We start from the raw sequence: 18,730 nt of genomic DNA on the forward strand, positions 1-18,730 counted from the left end.
TACCGCATGCGCGCCGCACGCCTGTGTCAGCCTGTGACAGGCTGTATCAGCCCGCGACACCGGTAATCAGCAGCAGGTTCGTGCCGGTGATCACGGCGAACAGCGCCCATGCGGCCGCCTGCATCCCGCGGCCGATCGCGTGGTCGCCCATCGTGTTGCGGTCGCTGACCGAGCGGATCAGCGGCCACATCGCGAACGGCAACTGCAGGCTCAGCAGCACCTGGCTCCAGACGAGCAGTTGCCCGACCGAGCCGTCGCCGAGCCACAGCACGCCGATCAGCGCCGGCACGAGCGCGAGCCCGCGCGTGATCAGCCGGCGCTGGTAGCACGGGATCTTCGTATGCAGGAAACCGTCCATGATGACCTGGCCGGCGATCGTGCCGGTCAGCGTCGAGCTCTGCCCCGACGCGAGCAGCGCGATGCCGAACAACAGCGCGGCCGCGCCGCCGGCGATCGGCGTGATCAGCCGGTACGCCTGTTCGATGTCGGTCACGTTGTGCTGGCCCGTCGCATGAAACGCGGCGCCCGCGACGACGAGGATCGCCGCGTTGACGAGCATCGCGACGAACAGCGACACGCAGGTATCGATGCGCACGAGGCCCAGCGTGTCGCGGATCACGCCGCGCGCGCCGCCGACCACATGCCGCGTCTGCACGACCGACGAATGCAGATACAGGTTGTGCGGCATGATCGTCGCGCCGACGATGCCGAGCGCGAGCACGATCGCGTCCTTGCGATCGTGGCCCGGGTCGCCCGGCACGAGCCCGCCGATCACCGCGTGCCAGTCGGGCGGCGTGATCGCCACCTGCGCGACGAAGCAGAACGCCATCGTCGCGATCAGCCCGAGCACGATCGCCTCGATCTGCCGGAACCCCTTGCCCTGCAGGCCGAGCACGATCACCGTGTCGAGCGCGGTGAGCACGACGCCCCACGCGAGCGGCACGCCGAGCAGCAGCTTGAACGCGAGCGCGCAACCGAGCACTTCCGCGATGTCGCACGCGATGATCGACACTTCGGCGGTGATCCACTGCACGACGCGGCCGACCCGGCCGTAGCGCTCGTAGCTGGCCTGCGCGAGATCCTTGCCCGCGACGAGGCCGAGCCGCGCCGCGAGCATCTGCAGGAAGATCGCCGCGAGGCTCGAGAACGCGACGACCCACAGCAGCGAATAGCCGAACTGCGAGCCCGCCTGGATATCGGTCGCCCAGTTGCCGGGATCCATGTAGCCGATCGCGACCAGCAGGCCGGGGCCGAAGAAACGCTTGAGCTTCTGCCAGCGCGGCGCGGCCGCGTCGATCGTGATGCTGCCCTTTACTTCCGACGGGCAGAAAGGGGCGGTGGCGGTAGAGGGGAGGAAGGGCATGGAAACCGGGAATCGAGGTCGCGACACGACGATTCTACGGGTATCCGTCCCGTTTTCCCGCGCGCGGTCGCGCACGCGTCGCATTCCGCCCCCTCGCCGTCGCAGCACGCGGCGGCCTGCCCGTCATCCGGGTCGGGCGACGCCGCGTCGTGCGCGAGGATTTTTTCCCGCTCGGCGACGCGAAATTCGGTCGGCGACATCAGCAGGCGCTGGCGAAACAGCTTCGCGAGCCGCTCGCCGCTGCCGAACCCGGTGCGCCGCGCGACCTTGTCGGCCGGCAGCGTCGTATGGATCAGCATGTGGCACGCCCGTTCGAGCCGCACGTGCTGGACGAACTCGGTCGGCGTCACGCCGATTTCCTTCTTGAAGCGCCGCAGGAAATTGCGCTCGCTCATCGCGGCCGCCTGCGCGGCGTTCGCGATCGAGATGCGGTTCACGCTCTGCGCGCGCAGCCGCTGCGCGGACATCCGGATCGACGGGCTCGCGCTCAGTTCGCGGAACGCCCACATCGACTGAACATAGCGCTGCTCGACCGGCCGCGCCATGTTGCTGGCGATCTCCCGCGCGGCGCCATCGCCGAGGTCCGCGCGGAACATGTCGAGCGCGGCGGCAAACACGTCGGTCTCGCCGGCCCGCGATTCGACGGTCGTGGCGGCGCGGCGCCGGGCGCTGCCCGGCCGCACGTCGATCGACGACGACGGCCGCTGCGTGGCGGCGAGCGCGGGCAGGTCCATCGCGTCGACGATCCAGCGCGCATGCTGGCGAATGTCGGTCAGGCGCCGTTGCAATGCGTCGTCCCAGTTGACGGCCGCGCGGTCGCCATGAAGATGAAAGAACGCGAGCGCGCGGCGGCTGTGTTCGTCGCCGAGCGGATCGGCCGCGATTCTCACGCCGGACGACGACTGCAACAGTCCTCCGCTTTCGGATACGTACTTGAGCTGGTAATCCACGCCGTACCCATGCAGGCGATTCGCCAGGTTGAAGGCCTCGCCGAGACGCGCGGCCTGGGCCAACGAAAACCCCGTACTCAAATAGATAATGACCCACCGCTGATCTGCTGCATTCACTGGCCAAGCCCCCGACTTGTTCGACTTCTTCTAATACCGTCGAACTGTCAGGCTTATATTTGGTTTGAATGCGTGCGACAGGACGGCTATCCCGAAATATGAAGCGACGGCATCTTAGCCGAACGGGTCGTGCCTTTGGCGCGAAATGGCCGACGGGGACAGCATGATGGCGGATTACTACAGGCTGCCGCATACCGCTGGTATGCCGATACAGAATCGCGTATGCGATGCGGCCGATTATTGCAGCCGTCATGCTTAATGACGTGCGTGTTTGATTGCGTTACATCGACAAAGCGAACGCTCGCGTATCGGCGCGAACGGCATCGACGTGCATCGAACGCGTGCGAACGCATCGCCGCGCGCGTGCGCAGCAGCGCCGGCATCGCCGACGCGTAGCGCGTAGCGCGTCGCGCGCGCCCGCGCGGCCGGAACGGTATGCTGACGGCTGCACGCCGCCACGCGGCGCCCGCTTTCCTTTATTTGCTTCCCGGAGACCTGCCATGTCCCTGATCCACGCCGCCGCCGTCCTCGATGCCGACGCGCCCGACTACGTCGTCCAGTTGCAGGCCGGCACGCATGCGCTGACCGGCGACGAAGCGCCGCGCGAAGGCGGCCAGGATCGCGGGCCGGCGCCGTACGAGTTCGTGCTGGCCGGGCTCGCGCAATGCACGGCGGCGACGCTGCGTATGTACATGCAGCGCAAGACGTGGCCGGCCGCGCGCATCGCGGTGCGCACCGAGCTGCATGCCGATCGCGAAGGCGTGCAGTACGTGCGCCGCGTCGTGACGCTCGACGGCCCGCTCGACGACGCGCAACGCCAGCGTCTCGCGGAAATCTGCGAGAAAACCCCGGTGACGCAGTTCATCAAGCGCGGCACGCGGATCGACACGACGCTGAACTGACGCACGCGGCAGTCCGCACGCACTGCCGCTTGAAAGCTTGAAAAACGAAACGGGCGGGCCGCGCATTCCGGCGCGACCCGCCCGTTCGTCGATCCCGCCCGGCGCTTACAGTCCGAGCGCGGCGAGGTCCAGCTTGCCGTCCTTCATCGGCGGGCACCAGAAATACGCGCCCGTCAGCGGCCGCGTGAAGCGGAACAGGCCGTCGACGATCCCGTCTTCCTCGCCGCTCATCCGGCGCATCTGCACGTCGAATGCGCGGAACGAGCAGCCGAACGCGACGAAGTACAGGCCCGCCCGGCGCGTGTCCGACCACGGCGACGAACGGCGCAGCATGAACGCCTCGGGCGCGAAGCTTTCCTGCGCGGTGCGCTTCACGTGCGCGAATTCGGGCGCGTCGTCGAGTTCCTCGTTGTCCGAACGGCGACGCCCGATGATGTGGTCCATGTCGCCCGACGGAATGCGCTCCATCTGGTCGAAGTCGTGCACCCACTGCTGCACCGCGACGAAACTCGAGCCGTCGAGCCCCGCGCCCTGCCCCGTGACGATCGCCGCGGCCACCGCGTCGTCGCCTTCCGGGTTCTCGGTGCCGTCCTCGTAGCCGGACAGGTCGCGATCGTTCGAATAGCGGAAGCCGTCGACGGCCTCCTGCAGCGCGAACGCCGGCGCGAGCGCGCGTTCGATCGCCCGCGCGCGCAGCACGATCTCGCCGCGGTCGTCCGAGCGCAGCCAGACCCACACGTCGGCGGGCGTCATCGGCAGCGTACGGTCGTTCACCGAGAACGCCGGATAGTCGGTCAGGCCCGGCACCGGGTGCCCGAGCCAGGCGGCCAGCGCGTGTCCGAAACCGACCACCGTGTCGCGTCCGTCGACGATCTCGCGCAGCGCGGCCAGCGCCGCGGCGATATTGCCGTCGTTCGACATCGTGAAAGTGAGGTATCGGGCTACCGTATCGATCGGAGCCAGGATGCCTTGTTGAACGTCGCTCATCGTTTCCTCGGGAATGGTTCGGAGTGAATCCGGGCGGCCGCGCGTCGTCGCGCGCCGCGGACGCGGAAGTGTAATCGATGCGCGCGCCGGCTCCGCACCCGCCATCGCGCAACGTACGCGAAAAGGGGCCAAAACCCGGAATACTCACCGTATCGACGCAGCAACGCCGCATTCGTCAGACGTTGCGGCGCGCGCGACTGTCCTGATAAAATCCGTGCACGTCTTTTCGGCGTCCTTTCATTCAACCGTTCACTTCAGGGAGGTGCAGATGTTCCGAATGCCAGCAACCTTCCCGAACGTGGTCTCGCGGCGCAGCTGATCCAGCCCGCCGTCCGCGCCGGCTCCCGAGTTTTCCGCTAACCCGTCAGCCGCGCTTTTCCCGACAGCCCGTTTCGTTCCGCCCCGCGTGTGTCGCGCGGCCCGGCTGTTGCGTTTTCGACGTTCTCCGAACCGGAAAGTCCCGTCGCGCGATGCGCCGGGCAACAATACATGACCAGAAAAAGCTCCCATCTGGGCGGCCACGCATTCCAGGCCGTCTTCGGCTTCACCATCCGTTACTGGCGCAAGCAGCCGGCGCGCATCGCCACGGTCGCGAGCCTCGCGCTGCTCGCCGCGCTCGCCGACGTCCTCACGCCGCTGTTCGCCGGCCGCCTCGTCGACGCGCTGTCGACCGGCCTCACCGACCGCGCCGCGGCGTGGCATTCGGCCCTCGTCGCGTTCGGCACGCTCGCCGCGCTCGGCATCGGCGCGACGGTGCTGCGCCAGGGCGTCTACCTGAACATCATCACGCTCACGCTGAAGATGATGAGCGAGATCGCCGCCGCGTCGTTCCACCGCGTGCAGCGCTTCTCGACCGACTGGCACGCGAACAGCTTCGCGGGCTCGACCGTGCGCAAGATCACGCGCGGGATCTGGGCGCTCGACCTGCTCAACGACACCGTGCTGATCGCGCTGCTGCCGTCGGTCGCGATGCTGGTCGGCGCGACCGTGCTGCTCGGCACGCACTGGCCGGTGATGGGGCTCGTCGTCGGCGCGGGTTCGCTGCTGTACATCGCGGTGACGGTCACGGTGTCGCTCGGCATCGTCGCGCCGGCCGCCCGGCTCGGCAACCTGTGGGACACGCGCATGGGCGGCGCGCTGGCCGACGCCGTGAGTTGCAACGCGGTCGTCAAGGCGTTCGGCGCGGAAACGCGCGAGGAAGCGCGGCTCGCGCGCGTGATCGGCAAATGGCGGCAGCGCACGCGCCGCACGTGGGTGCGCGGCACGTTCAACGGCGGGCTGCAAGGCGCGATGCTCGTCGCGATGCAGGCCGCGATGATCGGCGTCGCGCTGCGGCTGTGGATGAACGACGAGGCGAGCGTCGGCGACATCGCGTTCGCGCTGACGATGTTCTTCATGCTGCAGGGTTACCTGCGCGACGTCGGCATGCACATCCGCAACCTGCAGCGCTCGGTGAACGACATGGAAGAGCTCGTCGCGCTCGAACGGCAGCCGCTTGGCATCGACGATCGCCCCGGCGCGCCGGCGATCCGGATCGGGCAAGGCGAGATCCGCTTCGAGCACGTGACGTTCCGCTACGGCAACCATCCGGTGCCGCTGTACGACGATTTCTCGATGCGGATCGCGCCCGGCGAACGCGTGGGCCTCGTCGGCCATTCGGGGTCGGGCAAGACGACGTTCATCAAGCTGATCCAGCGCCTGTACGACGTGTCGGGCGGCCGCATCACGATCGACGGCCAGGACATCGCGCAGGTGCGGCAGGATTCGCTGCGCAGCCAGATCGCGATCGTCCAGCAGGAGCCCGTGCTGTTCCACCGCACGCTCGCGGAGAACATCGCGTATGCGCGCCCCGATGCGAGCCGCGCCGACATCGAGCGCGCCGCGCGTCTGGCGAGTGCGCACGACTTCATCGCCGCGCTGCCGGACGGCTATGACACGCTCGTCGGCGAACGCGGGATCAAGCTGTCGGGCGGCGAGCGCCAGCGCGTCGCGATCGCGCGCGCGTTCCTCGCCGATGCGCCGATCCTGATCCTCGACGAAGCGACGTCGAGCCTCGACAGCGAAAGCGAGCTGCTGATCCAGCAGGCGATGGAGCGGCTGATGGTCGGCCGCACGACGCTCGTCGTCGCGCACCGGCTGTCGACCGTGCGCGCGCTCGACCGGCTGCTGGTGCTCGATCGCGGCAAGGTGATCGAGGAAGGCAACCACGACGCGCTGATCCGCATCGACGGCGGCATCTATCGCCGGCTGTTCGAACGGCAAGCGCTGGAGCTCGCGAAGGGGCTCGCCGATTCGCCGCGGCGCGTGGCGGATCGCGATGCCGGGGCGCTGGGGGAGCCGGCTGAGGTTTGATGCAAGCACGGCGCGATGCAGCCTGGCGGCGCGGTCATCGCCGCCGGGCCGTGTCGGCGAGCCAGCGGATCCGGATCGAGGCCGTGCCACGTGCACGGCCTTTTCTGTATCTGCGGCACGGGCTCGCCGGCGCCGGCCCGCGCGCCGCGGCATGTCCGGCAGCGGGATCACTTATCATGTCGGCCAGGAAATTTGCGACGAGGGATCGATCATGTTTACAGGCATTGTTCAGGGTGTTGCCGTCATCAACGCCATCAAGGATCACGGCGAACTGAGGACGTTCAGCATCGAGTTCCCCGAACGGTTCACCGACGAGATTGAGATCGGTGCGAGCGTGTCGGTCGACGGCGTGTGCCTGACGGTGACGACCATCCATTCGCCGGCGCTGATCGACTTCGACGTGATGCTGCCGAGCCTGCGGATCACGACACTCGCCGACCTCGCGACCGGCGCGCGCGTCAACGTCGAGCGGGCCGCGAAGGACGGCGCGGAGATCGGCGGTCATCCGCTGTCCGGTCATGTCGATTTCACGGGGACCATCGCGCACATCGCGTCGTCCGAGCACAACCGGATGATCCGCATCGGCGTGCCGGCCGCGTTCAAGCGCTATGTGTTCGCGAAGGGCTACATCGCGATCAACGGCTGCAGCCTCACCGTGTCCGACGTCAACCGCGACGAAGGCTGGTTCGATGTCTGGCTGATTCCCGAAACGCGCCGCGCGACCACGTTCGACGCGAAGGGCGTCAACGACAAGGTCAACATCGAGATCGAGCGCAGCACGCAGGTCGTCGTGGATACGATCCGCGAGTCGGTCAAGGAAACGCTCGGCGAACTGAACGGCGTCGTCACCGCGTTGCTGGCGGAAAAAGGCATCGATATCGAGGAACTGCTGGCGCGTCATGTCGCGCGGCTGCCGAAGCAGTAAAGGCTGATTAAGCGCGTGCTAGGTGATCCGCTGGATCACCGAGTAACGGCCGCCGTCCGAAAACACCTCGACCCACGGTTCCGATTCCTCGAACGTCCAGAGGACGAGTTCGAGGTCGATCAGTTCATTCCAGTCGTCGTCGGGCCATGGCATGTGCCATCCGCCCGCGACGGCCACCACGCCACCCGTGTAGAGCGGGCATTGCGCCATCCACTCGCGCTCGTAGTCGTGCGCGGCCGCGCCCTTGAAGTTGCCGTTGAATCCCCAGTCGCGCTGCCATCCGTGTGTGTCGAGGTACGCGCCGATCGCGGCGGAGCCGAAGCGAAACACCGCGTCGACCGGCGGAAGCGACAGCGTGTCGGATCGGCACAGCGGGCGGCCGGAACGGACAGGTTGCGTGGAAGTCTCCACGCGGCCTGACGTGCCGCTATCGTCGAGATGGACGTTCAGCCAGACACCGTCGCGTTCGGTGGAAATGCACAACTCGCCGGCATCGACCCCATGCCAGTAGCCGGTGACGGGTTCGCCGTCAGCCGCGAAGCGGTACTGACGGCACGGCCTCGCAAGCCGCCTGGCTTCGGTCAGGAAATCGTCCGACGTCATTGGATGCCTCTCTTTTTAGCGTCCCGGGTATCGCATCGCGCCGCCGCGATCGAACGACATCGACCGCGCCCCCCACCTCACTCCGCCTCCACCCGCGCCCCCTTCCCCACCGCCACGCGCTGCGCGCGATAAATCCCCGCGTGCCCGGAAAACAGATACGCGACGACACAGGCGACGATCGCATACACGCCGATATCCGCGCCGAACAGTTCGATCGCCATGATCGTCGACGCGATCGGCGTGTTCGCCGCGCCCGCGAACACCGCGACGAAGCCGAGCCCCGCGAGCACGGGCACCGGCAGCGCCAGGACCTGGCCGAGCGCATTGCCGAGCGTCGCGCCGATGTAGAACAGCGGCGTCACCTCGCCGCCCTTGAACCCCGACGCGAGCGTGACGACGGTGAACGCGAACTTCCCCGCGAAATCGTAAAGCGGCAGCGGGCCGTGAAACGCGGCCTCGATCGTCGGGATGCCGAGGCCGAGATACTGCGGCACGTTCAGCACGGTCGCGGCCACCGCAACCAGCAGGCCGCCGAGCACCGGCTGCAGCGGCGCATAGCGGATCACGCGGCGAAACCACGCGGTCAGCGCATGCGTCGCGAACGCGAACAGCCGCCCGACCACGCCGAACGCGATGCCCGCAACGACCGTCACGGCCAGCCCGGTCGCCGATACGGCCGGCACGAACGGAATCGCATAGGCCGTGTGATGGACGCCCCACGCGCGGCACACGACGTCCGCGACGATCGCCGACGCGACGCAGGTCAGCAGCGCGTCGTACCGCACGCGCCCGATCGCGAGCACCTCGAGTCCGAACACGGCGCCCGCGAGCGGCGTGCCGAATACCGACGCGAAGCCGGCCGCGATGCCGCCCATCAGCAGCACGCGGCGATGCTCGCGATCAAGCCGAAACAGGTGCGTGACGCGATCGGCGAGCGCGCCGCCCATCTGCACGGCCGTGCCCTCGCGGCCGGCCGACCCGCCGAACAGGTGCGTGACGACGGTCGCGACGAGCACGAGCGGCGCCATCCGCTTCGGCACGAGCGCCTTCGGGTCGTGAATCTCGTCGATCAGCAGGTTGTTGCCGCGCGCGACCGACTGGCCGAAGCGATGGTAGACCCAGCCGGTCGCGAAACCGGCGGCCGGCAGCCCCCACAGCAGCCACGGATGCGCAACGCGCGTACCGGTCGCCCAGTCGAGCGCGATCAGGAACAGCGCGGAAGCCGTGCCGGCGAGCGCGCCGAGCAGCGCGGAAAGCGCGAGCCAGCGCCACACGTAGCGCACGGTCGCGAAAAGATCGGCAGAAGTGGTGAAGAACATGATTTCCAGATTCGACAGAACATCAAAACCTGGGCGGCAGAATACCGGATGGACGGCCTGCGACCTCCTGACGACCCAGGAACACGCAGGCATCATCAGCCGGGCAAACCGGCGGTTGAGGGCCGCACCGCGCGCGCCACGCGCCGGGAACGACCGCAGGGAGGCATGCCATCTCCGCAGGCCGCAATTGTACGCGACGCCGCGCCACGCATGCAATGCAGCGCCGGCGCGCCACGCAACGACGGCGCCTGCCCGATGCGCGGTCAGTCGCGCGGCGCGAGCGCGATCCGCGCGATCAACTGCGGCGCGATCTGTTCGAGCGGCAGGATCGCCGACGCCGCGCCGACCGCCGCGGCCGCCTTCGGCATCCCGTACACGGCGCTGGTCGCCTCGTCCTGCGCGATCGTGTAGCAGCCCTTCGCCCGCATCGCCTTCAGGCCGAGCGCGCCGTCGCGTCCCATGCCCGTCAGCAGCACGCCGAGCGCGTCACCCTGCCAGCCGTCCGCGACGCTGTTGAAGAACACGTCGATCGACGGCCGGTACGGCGTTTCGACCGGATGCCGCGTATAGCCGAGCACACCGCGCGGCGACAGCATCAGATGGTCGTTGGTCGCCGCGAGCAGCACCGTGCCGGCTTCCGGCATGCTGCCCTGCCGCGCGACGCGCACCGGCAGCCGCGTATAGCCGTCGAGCCATTCGGCCATCCCGTACGCGAAGGCCTGGTCGACGTGCTGGACGATCACGATCGCGGCCGGAAAATCCGCCGGCAGCGCGCGCAGCAGCGCGGTGAGCGCGGTCGGCCCGCCCGCCGACGCGCCGATCGCGACGAGCGTCGGCTGTCCGCGCGCGGGCGTCGGCCCCGGCGGCACGAGTGCCGCGCTGCGGCTTTCGAGCAGCCGGCCGATCTGGTCGATCTTCGCGAGCAGCGCCTGCGGCGACGCGTCGGTCGACAGCCCGAGCGCGAGCGTCGGCGTATCGACCGCGTCGAGCGCGCCGGCGCCCATCGCCTCGTACACCGACGACGTGTTCGCGCTGACGCTCGCCGTCACGATCAGGATCGCGCACGGCGCGCGCGCCATGATCCGGCGCGTCGCGGCGACGCCGTCGACCTTCGGCATCACGAGATCCATCAGCACGACGTCGGGCGGATGCGCGACGCAGAAATCCACCGCCTCGTCGCCGTCGGTCGCGACCCACAGCACGCGATGGTCCGCGCGCAGCGCGATCACGCGGCGCAGCGCCTCGACGGCCAGCGGCAGGTCGTTGACGATGCCGATGTTCATGCGCGTGCGTCCCCGATCAGGTCGTGCACGGCGTCGAGTAGCGCTTCGTCGTGAAAGCTGCTCTTCGCGAGGTAATAGTCGGCGCCGGCATCGAGCCCGCGGCGGCGATCCTCGTCGCGATCCTTGTACGACACGATCATCACCGGCACCCGCTTGAGCATCGGGTCGCCCTTGATCAGCGTGACGAGTTCGATCCCGTCCATGCGCGGCATGTCGACGTCGGTCACCACGAGATCGAACGCATCGCTGCGCACCGCGTTCCACCCTTCCATCCCGTCGACCGCGACCGTCACGTCGTAGCCGCGCTTTTCCAGCAGCTTGCGTTCGAGCTCGCGCACCGTCAGCGAATCGTCGACGACGAGCACGCGGCGGCGCCGGTCGGCCAGCGCGAGCTGCGGATCGCGCGTGACCCGCGCGAGCTGGCCGCCGCGCACGAGCTTGTCGACCGAGCGGATCAGGTCCTCGACGTCGACGATCAGCACCGGGTCGCCGTTCTCGAGCAACGCGCCGGCCGCGATGTTCTGGATCTTGTGCAGGCGGCTGTCGAGCGGCTGCACGACGAGCATCCGTTCGCCGAGGAAGCGGTCGACCGCGACGCCGTACAGCTCGGGTTCGGCGCCGACGACCACGACCGCCGTGCTGGCACGGGTCACGTCGGGTTCGCCCGCGTCGAGCAGCTGGTGCGCGGCGACGAGGCCCGCACGCCGGCCGTCGAACGGAAAATGCGGCTGCCCTTCGAGCACGTCGATGTCGTCGTGCGAAAGCTCGAGCGTGCGGCGCACGTGGGCGAGCGGGAACGCATACGGCTCGCCGCCGACCTCGACGAGCAGGCTGCGGATCACCGACAGCGTGAGCGGCAACTGCAGCACGAAGCGCATGCCGGCGCCCGGCTCGTTGAAGATCCGCACCGCGCCGCGCACGCCGCGCACCATCTCCTGCACCGCGTCGAGGCCGACGCCGCGCCCCGATACGTCGGTCACCGCATCGCGCATCGAGAAGCCCGGCAGCAGCAGGAATTCGAGCAGTTCGGGGTCGGACAGCCGCGCGGCCGTCTCGTCGTCGGTCAGGCGCTGGCGCACGACGGCCGCGCGCAGCGCGTCCATGTCGACGCCCGGCCCGTCGTCGATCACGCTGACGAGCAGCGAGCCGGCGCTGTGGCGCGCCTCGAGCGTGACGCTCGCCTCGGCCGGCTTGCCGCGCGCGCGCCGCGCGTCGGGCGAATCGACGCCATGGTCGATCGCGTTGCGCAGCAGGTGGCCGAGCGGCGCGTCGAGCAGGTCGAGGATGTCGCGATCGACCTGCGTGCCTTCGCCGACGATCGAGAAACGCACCTGCTTGCCGAGCGAGCGCGCGAGATCGCGGACGATGCGCGGATACGCGCGCGTCGCGTCGCCGAACGGCCGCATCCGGCACTGCAGCGCCTCGTCGTACAGCTGCTCGGCGATATGCGTGCTGCGCCGCTCGAAGCGGTCGAATTCGTCCATGCGCTCGGCGAGCGAGCGCTGCAGGTCGTTGAGCATGTGCCGCACTTCGTTCATCGACGCGAGCATGCCGTCGTCGAGCTCGTCGGCGAACTGCTCGACCATCAGGTCGAGCGAACGGGCCGCGTCGCGCTGCGCGCGCTTCACGCGCAGCATCGATTCGGCGAACGGCTTGAGCCAGCGCGATTCGACCAGCGATTCGCCGGACAGGCTCAGCAGCCGGTTCAGCGTATCGGCGCGCACGCGGCGCATCGCGCCGGCGCCCGCCACCCGGCCGGCCTGGACCGGATCGGGCACCGGGCTCGACACGGCGAGCGGCGGCACCGCGGCGCTCGCGCCGACCGGCTCGTTCGCGGCGCCGTCGTGATCGCGATACGGCACGAACGACGGCGGCATCGGCACCGGCGGCGGCACGGCGGCCGGCGCCTGCATCGTCTGCGCGCCGTCGGCGCCCGTCAGCGCCGCCGCGAACACGTCGATCTCGGCCTGCGACACGGGTTGCCCCTGCGGATCGCCGACGCGCACCAGCAAATCGACGCCGGCCAGCAGTACGTCGACGTGCGTGGCCGTCAGTGCGATCGTGCCGGCCTGCGCGGCGACGAAGCATTCCTCCATCCGCCCGGCGATCTCGACGCCGAGCGGCACGCCGACGATGCGCGCGGCGCCCTTCAGCGAATGCGCGGCGCGCATGCACGCCTCGAGCGCGACGGAATCGGGCTCGCCCGATTCGAGCGCGAGCAGCCGCTCCGACAGCGCCTGGGTCTGCGTACGCGTCTCCTCGCGATACAGCTCGAGCAGCGACAGGTGGCTCAGGTCGTCATCGCCGCTCATCGCATGCTCCGTGTCACGGCATCGAACAGACGATCGTCGTCGAGCAGCCCCACCGACTTGCCGCGCCACGACAGCACGCCGCGCGACAGGCCGGCGCTCGCGCGCCCGACCGTCGCAGGCACCGGCACCCAGTCGGACGCGCCGAAGCGCAGCACGCCCTCGACTTCGTCGACCGGAAACACGACCGGTTCGCCCTGATGCGCGGCCACCAGCAGCCGCGTGAAACGGCCGTCGCCTCCGCCCCCGCCGTTGCCGGCCTTGCCGGCATCGAGGCCGAGCAGCGCGCCGATCGAGATCGCGATGCGCAGCGTGCCGCGGATGTTGACCACGCCGCGCACGGCCGAATGGCGGCGATACGGCAGCGAGTGGATCGGGCGCGTGCCGGCGATCTCGCGCAGCACGCCGATCGGCAGCGCGAGCCATTCGTCGGCCACCCGGAACGCGAGCGCCGCATGGCGCGTATCGCCGTCGTCGTCGCCCGCGCGCGCCGTGCCGAGCGCACTCATACGGCGCGTGACGTCCGCCATCTCGGCCACGTCGAGCGGACGCTCGAGCAGCTTCGCCGCGTGCGACGCGTAGACCGGGCAGTTCAGGCAGCGCAGGCAGTCGTTCAGCCGCTCGCACGAGCGGTCGCCGCGCGTGCCGATCCGGTTCCAGCAATCGTCGACGTCGAGCGTCGCGTCGTCAGTGGCAGCGGCGCGGTTCATCAGAATTTTCTCCGAGAGACCCCGCCATTGATGGCGGGAAGGAAAGGCGTGCTGTTGACAGGCAGCTTCTTCCACGAGTTAGGATCACCGGCATGATCCTTGTCTACCGCTACCGGGTGAAGTCGCTCAACGGACTGCTCAACAAGCAGAGCCGTGCGGTGAACTACGTCTGGAACTTCTGCAACGACACGCAGAAGCACGCGCTCAAGTGGGGCAAGAAGTGGCCGACGGGATTCGATCTGAACGTGCTGACGACGGGGAGCAGCAAGGCGCTTGGCATCCATTCCGGCACGGTCAACGCGACGTGCGAGCAATACGCGAAGTCGCGCAGCCAGCACCGTCGGCCCTACCTGCGCTATCGCGGCAGGAAATCGCTGGGCTGGGTGCCGCTGAAGGGCCGTGACCTGAAGCGCGAGGGTGACGCGTTCCGTTTCGCTGGCAACACGTTTCGCGTGTTCAACAGCCGAACGCTTCCCGAAGGCAAGATCAGGGATGGAACCAACTTTGCGCAGGATGCGCGTGGCAACTGGTTTCTCAACATCGTGATCGAGATACCCGATGTTCAGGCCCGCCCGATCCGTTCCGGCGTCGGCATCGATCTCGGCTTGAAAGACTTCGCCACACTTTCGACCGGCGAGAAGCTGCCCAATGACCAGTTCGGTCGACGAGCGGCGGAAAAGCTGGCGAAAGCGCAGCGAGCACGAAAGCACAAGCGACATATCGCGAAGCTGCACGCCAAGGTCGCGAACGCCCGAGCCGATTTCCAGCACAAGCTCGCGCTCGAGCTGGTGTGGCGCTTCGATTACATCGCGGTCGGCAACGTATCTGCCGTCAAACTTGCCAGAACCAGGATGGCGAAGAGCGTCTACGACGCGTCCTGGTCGTCCTTCCGAAACAAGCTCCGCTACAAAGCGATCGCGCACGGAGTCACGTTCGAGGAAGTCGACGAAAGCGGTTCGACCCAGTCCTGTTCGGCGTGCGGGTCGCAAGCCAGCACGACGCGGCCGAAAGGTATCGCGGGACTGAGAATAAGAGAGTGGACCTGCAGTGACTGTGGTGTCGAGCATGATCGAGATACCAACGCTGCGCTGAACATTCTCCGATGCGGACGTGCATCGCCAGGTGTGGGAATCTTCCGCCTTTAGGCGGAGGAGGACGTCAAGGGTTCCTCTGGTCATCGCGGTGTCGGTCCCATTTCCCGTCGTCGTGTCAGCCGGCCGAACGCCGGGCGCGTTCGAGCAGCCATTGCGCGCCCGCGCGATCGCCGCCGACGTCGAGCAGCGTCGCGAGATGCGTCAGCGCCTCGTGATGCGTGGGGCGCAGGTACAGCGCCTTCCGGTAGAAGTCGCTCGCTTCCGCCGCGCGGCCGCGCGCATCCGCGATCAGTCCGTTCAGGTAGAACGCATCGGCATGCGGGCCGACGCGCGCCGAGAACTGCGCGAGCACGCGCTCGGCCTCGTCGAACGCGCCCGCGTTCGCCAGGGCCTGCGCATCCTCCAGCGTCGGCGCATCGTCGATCGTCGGCGCGATCCCGTCGTAGGCCGGGGCGGCCGCCACGGCGGTCGCGGCCAGAGAGGCCCGCGCGTCGACCGGCAGCCTGCACGGCCGGCGCCGCCGCGAACGGCTGGCGCACGTCGCCGAGCCAGCCCGGCGGCGCGACGGCCACCACCGGGCGCGGCGCGGCGAGGGTGCGACCGTGAAGCGCTCCGCGCGCCGGTCCGGCGCCGCCGCGGACAGCGGCGCAACCGGCCGGGCCGCGCCTGCATCGGCCGCCGCACCGGCCGGCTCGCGATGAAACGCGAACGCAAGCGGCACGCGCGCCGAGCGCATCCCGTGCCGCATCGCGACGCCCGTCTCCGCCGGCCCGACGAACAGCATGCCGTCGTCGGCAAGACGCGCGTCGAGCGAGCGGATCGCGCGATCCTGCGCATCGCGGTCGAAATAGATCAGCACGTTGCGGCAGAACACGAAGTCGTAGCGAATGCCGTTGTCGGCCACCGGTTCGACGAGGTTCGCGTGACTGAACTGCACGCACGCGCGCACGCGCTCGTCGAGCAGCCAGCCGTCGCGGGTCGGCGTGAAATACCGCGTACGGAACTCCGTCGCCGTCCCGCGGAACGCATTGCGCCCGTAACAGCCGAACCGCGCCTGTTCGATCGCGCGTGCGCTGAGGTCGATCGCGTCGATCGCAAAGTTCGCCGGCTCGAGCCCCGCATCCAGCAACGCCATCGCCGCCGAATACGGCTCCTCGCCCGTCGAGCACGGCGCGCTCAGCACGCGGATCACGCGGCCGGGCATCGCGGCGACCCGTTCGGCGGCCTGCCGCGCGAGCGTCGCGAACGCTTCGCGGTCGCGGAAGAACCACGTTTCCGGGACGACGAACAGCTCGATCAGCGCGCGCCGTTCGTCGGCCGACGCGTTGAGCTGCTGCCAGTACGCGTCGAGCGCTTCCGGCGTGACGGGCGGGCGCGCGGCCGACGGCACGCGCTCGCCGTCCGCCTGCAACGCATGCACGCGATCCGTCAGCGCCCGCATCAGGAAATCGTTGCCGAGCGAATCGGCGTCGATGCCGGTCTCGCGCAGCAACCAGCCGCGAAAGCGCGATTCGGACGCGTTCATGCGAATTCCTCTCCGTGGCCCGACGGGCCGTCGAACAGATACAGGCGCGCCACGTCGTCGATCAGGTCGGACACCGACAGCTGCTGCACGACGCCGTCGGGCGTGTTCGCGACCCGCCCGAGCCAGCGCGTGCGCGCGGTCGAGACGCCGCTGGCGCGGAATGCCGCGCGGTCGATCCGCATCGTCTGCGTCGCACGCTCGACGATCAGGCCGATCGTGCGCTCGCCATCGGCGTGACCGGAGCGATGACGGACCATCACGAGCCGCGTCGAGCGCAGCGCCTGCGCGCGCCGCCCAAGCGCCAGCATCGGCACGTCGATCACCGGCACCGGCTGGCCGCCGCGCATCAGCAGCCCGGCGATCCAGTCGGGCGCACCGGGCACCGCCTTCATGATGGCGAGCGGCAGCACCTCGTCGATGCCGGCCGCGTCGAGCGCATAACGCTCGCCGTCGAGCTCGAACATCAGGAACAGCGCGTGCGCGCCGTTCTGCGGATCGGCGCGCGTCACGCGTCGACCTTGAAGCGCGACACGCTGGTGCGCAACTGGTTCGCGACGAGCGTCAGGTCGTCGATCGCCTGCGACGACTGGCGCAGCGACTCGGCCGTCTGCTGCGCGGCTTCCGACAGTTGCGACAGCGCCTGCGTGATCTGCTCGGCGCCGTTCGCCTGCGTCTGCATCCCTTCGTTGACCATCTGGAAGCGCGGCGCGAGCGTCTGCACCTCGGCGATGATCTGCGACAGCTGGCCGCCCACCTGCTGCACGTCGAGCATCCCGCGGCGCACTTCCTCGGAGAACTTGTCCATCCCCATCACACCCGCCGACACGGCCGACTGGATTTCCTTCACCGTCTGCTCGATGTCGTAGGTCGCCACCGCCGTCTGGTCGGCCAGGCGGCGGATCTCGGTCGCGACGACCGCGAAGCCGCGACCGTACTCGCCGGCCTTCTCGGCCTCGATCGCCGCGTTCAGCGACAGCAGGTTGGTCTGGTCGGCCACCTTGGTGATGGTCGCGACCACCTGGTTGATGTTCAGCGCCTTTTCGTTGAGGATCGCGAGCTTCGCGTTCACCGAGCCGGCCGCGTCCATCACGCTGCGCATCGTCTCGCCCATCCGCGTGAGCCCGCTCTGGCTCACGCCCGCGAGCGTCGCCGACTGCTCGGCCACGCCGGCCACCTCGTTCATCGTGCGCAGCAGGTCGCGCGACGTCGCGAAGATCTCGCGCGAGGTCGCGCCGATCTCGGTCGTCGTCGCCGCGGTCTCGTTCGCGGTCGCCTGCTGCTCGCGCGACGTCGCGGCGATCTCGGCCACCGACGTCGTCACCTGCAGCGACGACTGCTGCGCGCGCGACACCAGCTCGGTCAGCTCGTCGGCCATCCGGTTGAAGCCGGTCTCGAGCGTGCCGAATTCGTCGCGGCGGCGCAAATCGAGGCGATGGGTCAGGTTGCCGGTGCGCATCACGTCGTGCACCTCGACGAGCCGCGCCATCGGCACCGTCACCGAGCGGTACAGCATGTAGCCGAGCCCGAGCGCGGACAGCAGCATGAACGCCAGCGCGGTCGCGAGCACGATCTCGGTGTCCTGCACGGATTCGCGGATCAGCTTCGCGGACTGCTCCGCGAACTTGCGGTTCTCCTGCACCAGCACGTTCGCGTTGCGCACGACCTCGGTCCATGCAGGCAACGCTTTCGCGTACGCGGCGACCGCCTCGGCGTGCGATGCGCGGCTGTTCTGCACTGCTTCGTTCAGCAACGGCACGTAGTGATCGTAGGCGCCGCGGAACGCCATGAAGCGCTGCCGGTCGTCGTCGCGGAACGTCGTGTTCTGGTAGTCCACCGACATCGACTCGATTTCCTTCAGCGCGTCGGCGATCTTCGCGAGATCGCGCTGCGCGGCGTCGGGCTCGGTGTCGACGAAGATGCCGCGCTGCAGCAGCGTGAACGACTCGTTGACCGCGCCGCGCAGCGACGATGCAAGGTAGACGCCGGGCAGCGAGTCGCGCTCGATGCTGACGGCTTCGGCGTTGATCGCGCGCAGTCGCTCGTACGACACGCCGGCGGTCACCAGCATCAGCACGAACAGCACGCCGAAGCTGAGCAGGATGCGATTGCCGAGCGTCAGCCGGGCGGCGCCGATCGTCGGATGCAGGCTTTCATTGGTCGCGCGGGGCGTCAAGGTGGCCATGTTCGTTATGGGCTTTCTAAATTCAGCGTTGAAAAATCCGCGCCCGCCTGGCGCGCCGGTCGGCGCGCCACGAGCGCATCGGGGTCCCGCGGGCGGCGCGGCGCCGGCA

The 18,730-nt window shown here is 68.8% G+C and carries 14 protein-coding genes, 1 pseudogene and 1 riboswitch; of the genes and pseudogenes, 4 read left to right on the top strand and 11 right to left on the bottom strand.

Annotated features, from left to right (window positions below; all coding sequences use genetic code 11):
- Nucleotides 1-46: 46 nt before the first annotated feature.
- A complete protein-coding gene (locus tag JYG37_RS19365) occupies nt 47-1,363 on the bottom strand; it encodes an Nramp family divalent metal transporter (RefSeq protein WP_050017371.1) in 1,317 nt (438 codons plus the stop codon).
- Nucleotides 1,312-2,376 (bottom strand): helix-turn-helix domain-containing protein, encoded by a 1,065-nt coding sequence (locus tag JYG37_RS19370; RefSeq protein WP_213345732.1) that lies wholly within the window; start codon nt 2,374-2,376, stop codon nt 1,312-1,314. The genes JYG37_RS19365 and JYG37_RS19370 overlap by 52 nt, the downstream gene beginning before the upstream one ends.
- 554 nt (nt 2,377-2,930) lie before the next feature.
- Between JYG37_RS19370 and JYG37_RS19375 the strand changes: the two genes are divergently transcribed.
- Nucleotides 2,931-3,332 (top strand): OsmC family protein, encoded by a 402-nt coding sequence (locus JYG37_RS19375; protein ID WP_069618571.1) that lies wholly within the window; start codon nt 2,931-2,933, stop codon nt 3,330-3,332.
- Nucleotides 3,333-3,437: 105 nt separating this feature from the next.
- On the opposite strand, the gene JYG37_RS19380 is transcribed toward JYG37_RS19375, so the two are convergent.
- The gene (locus JYG37_RS19380; protein WP_050017374.1) at nt 3,438-4,319 is read right to left on the bottom strand and encodes a Dyp-type peroxidase; all 882 of its coding nucleotides are present in this window, start codon (nt 4,317-4,319) and stop codon (nt 3,438-3,440) included.
- Between the two features lie 489 nt (nt 4,320-4,808).
- Here JYG37_RS19380 and JYG37_RS19385 point away from each other — a divergent pair, with 489 nt between their 5' ends.
- Together JYG37_RS19385 and JYG37_RS19390 are read left to right on the top strand one after the other, a co-directional pair.
- Complete coding sequence (locus tag JYG37_RS19385) at nt 4,809-6,671, top strand: ABC transporter ATP-binding protein (protein ID WP_050017375.1); 1,863 nt, start codon at nt 4,809-4,811, stop codon at nt 6,669-6,671.
- Between the two features lie 211 nt (nt 6,672-6,882).
- A complete protein-coding gene (locus JYG37_RS19390; RefSeq protein WP_124593271.1) occupies nt 6,883-7,596 on the top strand; it encodes a riboflavin synthase subunit alpha in 714 nt (237 codons plus the stop codon).
- Between the two features lie 18 nt (nt 7,597-7,614).
- On the opposite strand, the gene JYG37_RS19395 is transcribed toward JYG37_RS19390, so the two are convergent.
- The 5 genes from JYG37_RS19395 to JYG37_RS19415 form a co-directional block, all read right to left on the bottom strand.
- Nucleotides 7,615-8,199 carry a hypothetical protein gene (locus tag JYG37_RS19395; RefSeq protein WP_176015446.1) on the bottom strand — a complete coding sequence of 195 codons (585 nt, stop codon included), beginning with the start codon at nt 8,197-8,199 and terminating at the stop codon, nt 7,615-7,617.
- Nucleotides 8,200-8,276: 77 nt separating this feature from the next.
- A complete protein-coding gene (locus JYG37_RS19400) occupies nt 8,277-9,518 on the bottom strand; it encodes a voltage-gated chloride channel family protein (RefSeq protein WP_050017377.1) in 1,242 nt (413 codons plus the stop codon).
- Between the two features lie 79 nt (nt 9,519-9,597).
- Nucleotides 9,598-9,703: riboswitch (Fluoride riboswitch) on the bottom strand.
- Between the two features lie 78 nt (nt 9,704-9,781).
- Complete coding sequence (locus JYG37_RS19405) at nt 9,782-10,801, bottom strand: chemotaxis response regulator protein-glutamate methylesterase (RefSeq protein ID WP_050017378.1); 1,020 nt, start codon at nt 10,799-10,801, stop codon at nt 9,782-9,784.
- Nucleotides 10,798-13,113, bottom strand: a complete 2,316-nt coding sequence (locus JYG37_RS19410; protein WP_089489115.1) for a hybrid sensor histidine kinase/response regulator — start codon at nt 13,111-13,113, stop codon at nt 10,798-10,800. The genes JYG37_RS19405 and JYG37_RS19410 overlap by 4 nt, the downstream gene beginning before the upstream one ends.
- A complete protein-coding gene (locus JYG37_RS19415; RefSeq protein ID WP_050017380.1) occupies nt 13,110-13,820 on the bottom strand; it encodes a chemotaxis protein CheW in 711 nt (236 codons plus the stop codon). Before JYG37_RS19415 ends, JYG37_RS19410 begins: the two co-directional genes overlap by 4 nt.
- Before the next feature lie 92 nt (nt 13,821-13,912).
- On the opposite strand from JYG37_RS19415, the gene JYG37_RS19420 reads away from it, so the two are divergent.
- Nucleotides 13,913-14,965, top strand: coding sequence for an RNA-guided endonuclease InsQ/TnpB family protein (locus JYG37_RS19420; protein WP_089489114.1), 1,053 nt, complete (start codon nt 13,913-13,915; stop codon nt 14,963-14,965).
- Nucleotides 14,966-15,029: 64 nt separating this feature from the next.
- Here the strand turns inward: JYG37_RS19420 and JYG37_RS19425 are convergent.
- The 3 genes and pseudogenes from JYG37_RS19425 to JYG37_RS19435 all read right to left on the bottom strand — a co-directional run bounded on the left by JYG37_RS19425 (nt 15,030) and on the right by JYG37_RS19435 (nt 18,621).
- Nucleotides 15,030-16,439 (bottom strand): annotated as a pseudogene (locus JYG37_RS19425) (CheR family methyltransferase).
- A complete protein-coding gene (locus tag JYG37_RS19430) occupies nt 16,436-16,948 on the bottom strand; it encodes a chemotaxis protein CheW (protein WP_089489112.1) in 513 nt (170 codons plus the stop codon). Before JYG37_RS19430 ends, JYG37_RS19425 begins: the two are co-directional and overlap by 4 nt.
- The gene (locus JYG37_RS19435) at nt 16,945-18,621 is read right to left on the bottom strand and encodes a methyl-accepting chemotaxis protein (protein ID WP_050017383.1); all 1,677 of its coding nucleotides are present in this window, start codon (nt 18,619-18,621) and stop codon (nt 16,945-16,947) included. The genes JYG37_RS19430 and JYG37_RS19435 overlap by 4 nt, the downstream gene beginning before the upstream one ends.
- Nucleotides 18,622-18,730 lie beyond the last annotated feature (109 nt).

The organism is Burkholderia sp. LAS2 (assembly GCF_018417615.1).
GTDB lineage: Bacteria > Pseudomonadota > Gammaproteobacteria > Burkholderiales > Burkholderiaceae > Burkholderia > Burkholderia sola.

Bases quoted from the DNA above. Each gene is read 5' to 3' on its own strand.
- JYG37_RS19410 (WP_089489115.1), bottom strand. From the start codon at position 13,113: ATGAGCGGCGATGACGACCTGAGCCACCTGTCGCTGCTCGAGCTGTAT.
- JYG37_RS19380 (WP_050017374.1), bottom strand. From the start codon at position 4,319: ATGAGCGACGTTCAACAAGGCATCCTGGCTCCGATCGATACGGTAGCC.
- JYG37_RS19395 (WP_176015446.1), bottom strand. From the start codon at position 8,199: ATGACGTCGGACGATTTCCTGACCGAAGCCAGGCGGCTTGCGAGGCCG.
- JYG37_RS19390 (WP_124593271.1), top strand. From the start codon at position 6,883: ATGTTTACAGGCATTGTTCAGGGTGTTGCCGTCATCAACGCCATCAAG.
- JYG37_RS19375 (WP_069618571.1), top strand. From the start codon at position 2,931: ATGTCCCTGATCCACGCCGCCGCCGTCCTCGATGCCGACGCGCCCGAC.
- JYG37_RS19400 (WP_050017377.1), bottom strand. From the start codon at position 9,518: ATGTTCTTCACCACTTCTGCCGATCTTTTCGCGACCGTGCGCTACGTG.
- JYG37_RS19385 (WP_050017375.1), top strand. From the start codon at position 4,809: ATGACCAGAAAAAGCTCCCATCTGGGCGGCCACGCATTCCAGGCCGTC.
- JYG37_RS19435 (WP_050017383.1), bottom strand. From the start codon at position 18,621: ATGGCCACCTTGACGCCCCGCGCGACCAATGAAAGCCTGCATCCGACG.
- JYG37_RS19420 (WP_089489114.1), top strand. From the start codon at position 13,913: ATGATCCTTGTCTACCGCTACCGGGTGAAGTCGCTCAACGGACTGCTC.
- JYG37_RS19415 (WP_050017380.1), bottom strand. From the start codon at position 13,820: ATGAACCGCGCCGCTGCCACTGACGACGCGACGCTCGACGTCGACGAT.
- JYG37_RS19365 (WP_050017371.1), bottom strand. From the start codon at position 1,363: ATGCCCTTCCTCCCCTCTACCGCCACCGCCCCTTTCTGCCCGTCGGAA.
- JYG37_RS19405 (WP_050017378.1), bottom strand. From the start codon at position 10,801: ATGAACATCGGCATCGTCAACGACCTGCCGCTGGCCGTCGAGGCGCTG.